This is a genomic window from Kitasatospora sp. NPDC049258, assembly GCF_040678895.1.
Lineage (GTDB): Bacteria > Actinomycetota > Actinomycetes > Streptomycetales > Streptomycetaceae > Kitasatospora.
Map to the genome: position 1 here is coordinate 1 of NZ_JBFAQT010000078.1, position 7,753 is coordinate 7,753.

Consider the following 7,753-nt stretch of genomic DNA (forward strand, 5'->3'; position numbering starts at 1 on the left):
CGGCCGGTGGGGGTGGTGCTGCCGACCTATCCGTTCCAGCGCCGCCGCTACTGGTTGGAGACCGCCACCCGCACCGCCGACGCCGGCGGCCTCGGGCTCGGCGCGGTCACCCACCCGATCCTCGGGGCGGCCGTGGCACCCGCCGGGTCCGCCGGCGTCCTGCTGACCGGCAGCCTGTCGCTCACCACCCACCCGTGGCTGGCCGACCATGTCGCGCACGGCGCGGTCATCGCCCCGGGCGCCGCCCTGGTGGAGCTGGCCATCCGGGCCGGCGACGAGGTCGGCGCGGCCACCCTGGACGAGTTGGTGGTGGAGGCACCGCTGGTGCTGCCGGCCACGGGCTCGCTCCACCTCCAGGTGGCCGTCGGTGAACCCGACGAGCAGGGCGTCCGCTCCGTCACCGTGCACTCCCGCCCGGCCGCGGACGCCGACTGGACCCGCCACGCGAGCGGGCTGCTCTCGGACGCCCCCGCCCCCGCCCCCGCCGCGGCCGCTGCCCACGCCGGGCCGGGCATCGACGCCGAGGAACTGTCCGCCGAGGAGGCGTACGAGCTGCTCGCCGCCGCCGGTCTGGACTACGGCCCGGCCTTCCGCGGCCTGCGGTCGGTCCGGCGCGACGGCGGGACGCTGTCCGCCGAGGCGGCCCTGCCGGATCAACTCACCTCGGACGCGACGAGGTTCGGCATCCACCCGGCGCTGCTGGACGCCGCCGCCCAGCTGCCCGCCCTGCACGGCGGCGCGGGCGCCGGGCGCCGGCTGCCCTTCGCCTACCGCGGCGTCACCCTGCACGCCTCGGCCGCGACCGAACTGCGGGTCCTGATGACCGCCACCGGCCCCGACCAGTACGCGCTGGAGGCCACCGACCCGGCGGGCCGGCCGGTGGTGTCGATCGCCGAGCTGGTCACCCGTCCCTTCCAGGACGGTGCGGCCGGCGGTGGTCCGGCGGTCGGCCGGGACACCCTGTTCGCCGTCGCCTGGCCGGAGTTCGACCTACCGGCCGCCACCGCCGATCCCTTCGAGGAGCTGCGGGTCACCGCGCACGACGAGGTGTTGCCGGAGGTGCTGGCCGCGGTGCAGTCCTGGCTGGGGCAGGCCGCGGAGGATGCGCGGCTGGTGGTGGTGACCCGGGACGCGGTGGCGGTGGCGGGTGGTTCGCCGGATCCGGTGGTGGCGCCGGTGTGGGGGCTGCTGCGCTCCGCGCAGTCCGAGCACCCGGGCCGGATCGTGCTGGTGGACACCGACGGCGACCCGGCCTCCGAGCAGGCGCTGGCCGCGGCCGTCGCCACCGGGGAGCCCCAACTCGCCCTGCGTGAAGGGCGGATGTCCGTCCCCCGGCTGCAGCGGGTGGCGCCGGTGCCCGACTCCCCGGCGCGGCCGTGGAACCCGGACGGCACGGTGCTGATCACCGGTGGCACGGGCGTGCTCGGCGCGCTACTGGCCCGGCACCTGGTCGAGCAGCGCGGCGTACGTCAGCTGCTGCTGCTCTCCCGCAGCGGCCCCGACGCCCCCGGCGCCACCGAACTGCGCGCCGAGCTGGAGGCGCAGGGTGCGCAGGTGTACCTGGTGGCGGCCGAAGCCGCCGACCGTGCGGCGCTCGCCGCCGCCATCGCCGCGATCCCGACCGAGCACCCGCTCACCGCCGTGATCCACACCGCCGGTGTGGTCGACGACGGCGTGTTCGGATCGCTCACCCCGGAGCGGCTGGCCACCGTCTGGGCCCCCAAGGCCGACGGCGCCCGGCATCTGCACGAGCTGACCCGGGGCCACGACCTGGCCGCCTTCGTGCTCTACTCCTCCGTCGCCGCCGTGCTCGGCTCGCCGGGGCAGGCGAGCTACGCGGCGGCCAACACCTACCTCGACGCACTCGCCGCCCGCCGCCGCGCCATCGGCCTGCCCGCGCAGTCGCTGGCCTGGGGCCAGTGGGCCGAGGCCAGCGGCATCACCGGGCACCTGACAGCGACCGACCACGCCCGCCTTGCCCGGTTCGGCATCCGGCCGATCGGCTCCGCCGAGGGGCTCGAACTCTTCGACACGGCGGCCCGGTTCACCGACCGCGCGACCCTGGTGCCGGCGCCGCTGGACCTGGCCGCGCTGCACGGGCGCCCGGTACCGGCCCTGCTGCGCGGTCTGGTCCGCCCGACCCGCCGGACGGCCGGAGCCGGCGGCCAGGCCGCCGGCGGCACCGCGCTCGCCCAGCGCCTCGCGGCGCTGCCGGACGCGGCCGAGCGGCTCGCCGAGGTCCTGCGGCTGGTCCGTACCGAGGTCGCCGCCGTGCTCGGCGGCGACGCCGAATCGGTGGGCGCCGGACGGTCGTTCACCGGACTCGGGCTGGACTCGCTGACCGCGGTCGAGCTGCGCAACCGGATCGCCGCGGCCACCGGACTGCGGCTGTCGGCCACCCTGGTCTTCGACCGTCCCAACCCGGCCGCGCTGGCCGAGCACCTGCTGGCCGAACTGCTCGGCGCGGCCGAGGCACCGGCCCCGCGGCCCGCCGCCCTGCCGCTCCGGGCGGACGAGCCGATCGCGATCGTCGGCATGGCCTGCCGCCTGCCCGGCGGTGTCACCACCCCCGACCAGCTCTGGCAGCTGGTCGCCGAAGGCCGGGACGCCATCGGCGACTTCCCGGACGACCGGGGCTGGGACCTGGCGGCGCTCTACTCGCCGGACCCGGACAGCCCCGGCACCTCGTACACCCGGCACGGCGGCTTCCTCGACCGGGCGGCCGAGTTCGACGCCGCGTTCTTCGGGATCTCACCCCGCGAGGCGCTGGCCACCGACCCGCAGCAGCGGCTGCTGCTGGAGGCCGGCTGGGAGGCGATGGAGAGCGCCGGCCTCGACCCGGAGGCGCTGCGAGGCAGCCGTACCGGCGTGTTCGCCGGGGTGATGTACCACGACTACGCACCCCGGGTCCGCGAGGTCCCGGCCGAGCTGGAGGGCTGGCTCGGCAACGGCACGGCCGGGAGTGTGGCCTCCGGGCGGATCTCGTACACCTTCGGGTTCGAGGGCCCGGCGGTGACGGTGGACACGGCGTGCTCCTCCTCGCTGGTGGCGCTGCACCTGGCGGCCCAGTCGCTGCGCTCCGGCGAGTGCGACCTCGCGCTGGCCGGTGGGGTGGCCGTGATGTCCACCCCGACCACCTTCGTGGAGTTCTCCCGGCAGCGCGCGCTCTCCGTCGACGGCCGCTGCAAGGCGTACGCGGGGGCCGCGGACGGCACCGGCTGGGGCGAGGGCGTGGGCCTGCTGCTGGTCGAGCGGCTCTCGGACGCGCGACGCCTGGGGCACCGGGTGCTGGCGGTGGTCCGGGGCAGCGCGGTCAACCAGGACGGCGCCTCCAACGGACTGACCGCCCCGAGCGGCCCCTCGCAGCAGCGGGTGATCCGGCAGGCGCTGGCCAACGCCGGGCTCGCCGCGGCCGAGGTGGACGCGGTCGAGGGCCACGGCACCGGCACCACCCTCGGTGACCCGATCGAGGCCCAGGCGCTGCTGGCCACCTATGGGCAGGACCGTGAACAGCCGCTCTGGCTGGGCTCGTTGAAGTCCAACATCGGGCACACCCAGGCCGCCGCCGGCGCCGCCGGGGTGATCAAGATGGTCCAGGCGATCCGGCACGGCGTGCTGCCCCGCACCCTGCACGTGGACGAGCCCTCCCCGTACGTCGACTGGTCGGCCGGCGAGGTCCGGCTGCTCACCGAGCAGCGGGACTGGCCGCACAGCGGGCGCCCGCGCCGGGCCGGGGTGTCCTCCTTCGGGGTCTCCGGCACCAATGCGCACGTGATCATCGAGCAGGCGCCGCAGGAGCGGCCCGAGCCCGAGCGCGGCGCGGCCCCGTCGGCCCTGCCGCTCGCGGTGTCGGCCCGCTCGACGCAGGCGCTGCGGGCCCAGGCCGGGCAGATCGCCGAACTGCTGGCGGTGGCCGAGCCGGTGGACGTCGCGCATGCCCTGATCACCGCCCGCGGTGCGCTGGAGGAGCGGGCGGTCACGGTCGGCGGCCCGGCGGGCCTGCGGGCACTGGCGGCGGACGACCCCTCGCCCGCCCTGGTGCGTGGCACCGCCGACGTGACCGGCCGGACGGTCTTCGTGTTCCCCGGCCAGGGCTCCCAGTGGGCCGCCATGGCCGTCGAACTCCTCGACTCCGCGCCGGTGTTCGCCGCCCGGATCGAGCAGTGCGCCGCCGCCCTCGCCCCGCACACCGACTGGTCGCTGACCGAGGTGCTGCGTGGCGCGCCCGGCGCGCCCGGGCTGGAGCGGGTCGACGTGGTGCAGCCCGTGCTCTGGGCGGTGATGGTCTCGCTCGCCGAGCTCTGGCGGGCCCACGGCGTCCACCCGGACGCCGTGGTCGGCCACAGCCAGGGCGAGATCGCGGCCGCCGTGGTCGCCGGCGGGCTCTCGCTGGCGGACGGCGCCCGGGTGGTCGCCCTGCGCAGCCGGGCCATCCTGGCGCTCTCCGGCCAGGGCGCAATGGCCTCGGTCGCGCTGCCCGCCGACCGGGTCGCCGAGCGGATCGCCGCCTGGGGTGATCGGCTGTCGGTCGCCGTCGTCAACGGACCGTCCGCGACCGTGGTCTCGGGCGAACCCGGCGCACTCGCCGAACTGGTGGCCGGCTACCAGGCCGAGGAGGTCCGGGCCCGGCCCATCCCGGTCGACTACGCCTCGCACTCCGCCCAGGTGGACGGGCTGCGGGCGGAACTGCTCGACCTGCTCGGCCCGGTCCGCCCGCGCGCCGGTTCGGTGCCGCTGCTGTCCACCGTCACCGGTGACTGGCAGGACACCGCCGGCCTGGACGCCGGGTACTGGGTCGCCAACCTGCGGGAGACCGTGCGCTTCGAGGACGCCACCCGGGCCCTCGCCGAGCACGGCCACACCGTGTTCGTCGAGATCAGCCCGCACGCGGTGCTCACCGTGCCGATCCAGGAGACCCTGGAGTCGGCCGGCCTCGGCCGCCGCGCGGTGGTCGCCGGGACGCTGCGCCGGGACCACGGCGGACTCGACCGGTTCCTGCTCTCCGCCGCCGAACTGTGGGTGCGTGGCGTGCCGGTGGACTGGACGGTGGCGCTCGACGGCGCCCGCCCGCGCCGGATCGGGCTGCCCACCTACCCCTTCCAGCGGCAGCGGTACTGGCTGGAGGCGACCGTCTCCAACACCACCGTGACCGCGGCCCTCGACCGGCCGGCGGCGGCGGGGGAGAGCGCCCCGTGGGTGGCCCGGCTGGCGGCCCTGGACGACCCGGCGGCCCGCGCCGCCGAGCTGTTCGAGCTGGTCCGCCGGGAGGCCGCCGCCGTGCTCGGCCACCAGGACACCACCGGGGTGGCCGCCGACCGGGCGTTCCGGGACCTCGGCCTCAGCTCGCTGACCGCCGTCGAACTGCGCAACCGGATCGGCGCCGGCACCGGGCTGGACCTGCCCGCCACGCTGATCTTCGATCACCCGACCCCGGAGGCCGTCGCCGGCTACCTGCTGGCCGAACTCCCGCTCGGTGACGACGGATCCGCTCCGCTCGGCGCGCTGGAGTCGCTGGCCGCGCTGGAGCGCGCGCTCGCCGGACCGGGCGCCGCCGAGGAGCTCGACCGCGGCTCGCTGCTGGCCAGGCTGCGGGCGCTGGTCGACCGGTGGGATCTCGGGGACGGTCTCGACGTCGAGGACGGGTTCGACTTCGACAACGCCAGCGACGAGGAGCTGTTCCAGCTGGTCGACCGCAACTCCGACACCTACTGAGGCCCGGCAGGGCCCACCCGTACCGACCCCGTCCGACCCCCGACGACCGTAACCCCGTGATGCGAGAGGCACCGATGTCCAACGACCAGAAGCTCAGGGACTACCTGAAGCGCGCCCTGGCGGACGCCCAGAAGGCCAACCGGCGGCTCCAGGAGGTGGAGAGCGCCAAGCGGGAGCCGATCGCGATCGTGGGCATGGCCTGCCGCCTGCCGGGCGGGGTGGCCTCGCCCGAGGACCTTTGGCGGCTGGTGTCGGAGGGCGTCGACGCCGTCACCGAGTTCCCGGCCGACCGCGGCTGGGACCTGGCCGCGCTCTACGACCCCGACCCGGACCACCCCGGCACCTCCTACACCCGGCACGGCGGATTCCTGGACACCACCGCCGAGTTCGACGCCGAGTTCTTCGGGATATCCCCGCGCGAGGCGCTGGCCACCGACCCGCAGCACCGGGTGCTGCTGGAGACCGCCTGGGAGGCTTTCGAACGGGCCGGGATCGACCCGGCCTCGCTGCGCGGCAGCCGGACCGCCGTCTTCGCCGGCATCGCCGGGAGCGACTACACCCCGCGCCTGCACGACGCCCCGGGCGAGCTGGAGGGCTACCTCGGCATCGGCGGCCTGGACAGCGTCGCCTCCGGGCGGATCTCGTACACCTTCGGGTTCGAGGGCCCGGCGGTGACGGTGGACACGGCGTGCTCCTCCTCGCTGGTGGCGCTGCACCTGGCGGCCCAGTCGCTGCGCTCCGGCGAGAGCGATCTCGCCCTGGCCGGCGGGGTCAGCGTGATGGCGACGGCCCAGGGGTTCGTGGAGTTCTCCCGGCAGCGCGGACTCTCCGTCGACGGGCGCTGCAAGGCGTTCGCGGCGGCGGCGGACGGCACCGGGTGGGCGGAGGGGGTGGGCCTGCTGCTGGTGGAGCGGCTGTCGGACGCCCGGCGGCTGGGGCACGAGGTGCTGGCGGTGCTGCGCGGTTCGGCGGTCAACCAGGACGGCGCCTCCAACGGGCTGACCGCCCCCAACGGCCCCGCCCAGCAGCGGGTGATCCGCCAGGCGCTGGCCAACGCCCGGCTCGCCCCCGCCGATGTGCACGCCGTCGAGGCGCACGGCACCGGCACCCGGCTGGGCGACCCGATCGAGGCCCAGGCGCTGCTGGCCACCTATGGGCAGGACCGTGAACAGCCGCTCTGGCTGGGCTCGTTGAAGTCCAACATCGGGCACACCCAGGCCGCGGCCGGGGTCGCCGGCGTGATCAAGTCGGTGCTGGCGATCCGGCACGGCGTGCTGCCCCGCACCCTGCACGCCGAGGAGCGCACCCCGTACGTCGACTGGTCGGCGGGCGCGGTGGAACTGCTCACCGAGCAGCGCGACTGGCCCGAGGCGGACGGTCCGCGCCGGGTCGGCGTCTCCGCCTTCGGTGCGAGCGGCACCAATGCCCACGTGATCATCGAGGAGGCGCCGGAGGACCCGGCGGTGGAGCCGCCGGCCCTGGCGCCGCCGGTGCTGCCGTTCGTGGTGTCGGCGCGCTCGGCGGAGGCGCTGCGGGCGCAGGCCGACGGGGTGGCCGACCTGCTGGAGAGCGCCGACCCGCTCTCGGTCGCCCGGGCGCTGGTCACCACCCGGACCGCGTTCGAGGAGCGGGCGGTGGTGCTCGGCGATCTGGCCGGCCTGCGGTCGCTGGAGCGCGCCGACGTGGTCACCGGCTCGACCCTCGGCACCGGCCGCCTCGCCCTGCTCTTCTCCGGTCAGGGGAGTCAGCGGGTGGGGATGGGGCGGGAGTTGTACGGGGCGTTTCCGGTGTTCGCGGGGGCGTTCGACGAGGTGGCGGGGGCGTTGGGGTTGCCGTTGGGTGAGGTGATCGTTTCGGGTGTGGGGTTGGACGGGACGGGGTGGGCGCAGCCCGCGTTGTTCGCGGTGGAGGTGGCGTTGTTCCGGTTGTTCGAGTCGTGGGGGGTACGGCCGGATTTTGTTGCGGGGCATTCGATCGGTGAGTTGGCGGCGGCGTATGTGGCGGGGGTGTGGTCGCTGGGGGATGCGGCGGCTCTGGTGGG

At 76.1% G+C, this 7,753-nt stretch carries 2 protein-coding genes; both read left to right on the plus strand.

Features of this window, described 5'->3' with window-relative positions; genetic code table 11:
* The first annotated feature begins 15 nt into the window (after positions 1-15).
* Positions 16-5,712: an SDR family NAD(P)-dependent oxidoreductase gene (locus AB0K43_RS30875; protein WP_363645637.1), complete on the plus strand. Its 5,697-nt coding sequence runs from the start codon at positions 16-18 to the stop codon at positions 5,710-5,712.
* 74 nt (positions 5,713-5,786) lie between these two features.
* A partial coding sequence (locus AB0K43_RS30880) for a type I polyketide synthase (protein ID WP_363645639.1) occupies positions 5,787-7,753 on the plus strand: 1,967 nt, incomplete at its 3' end.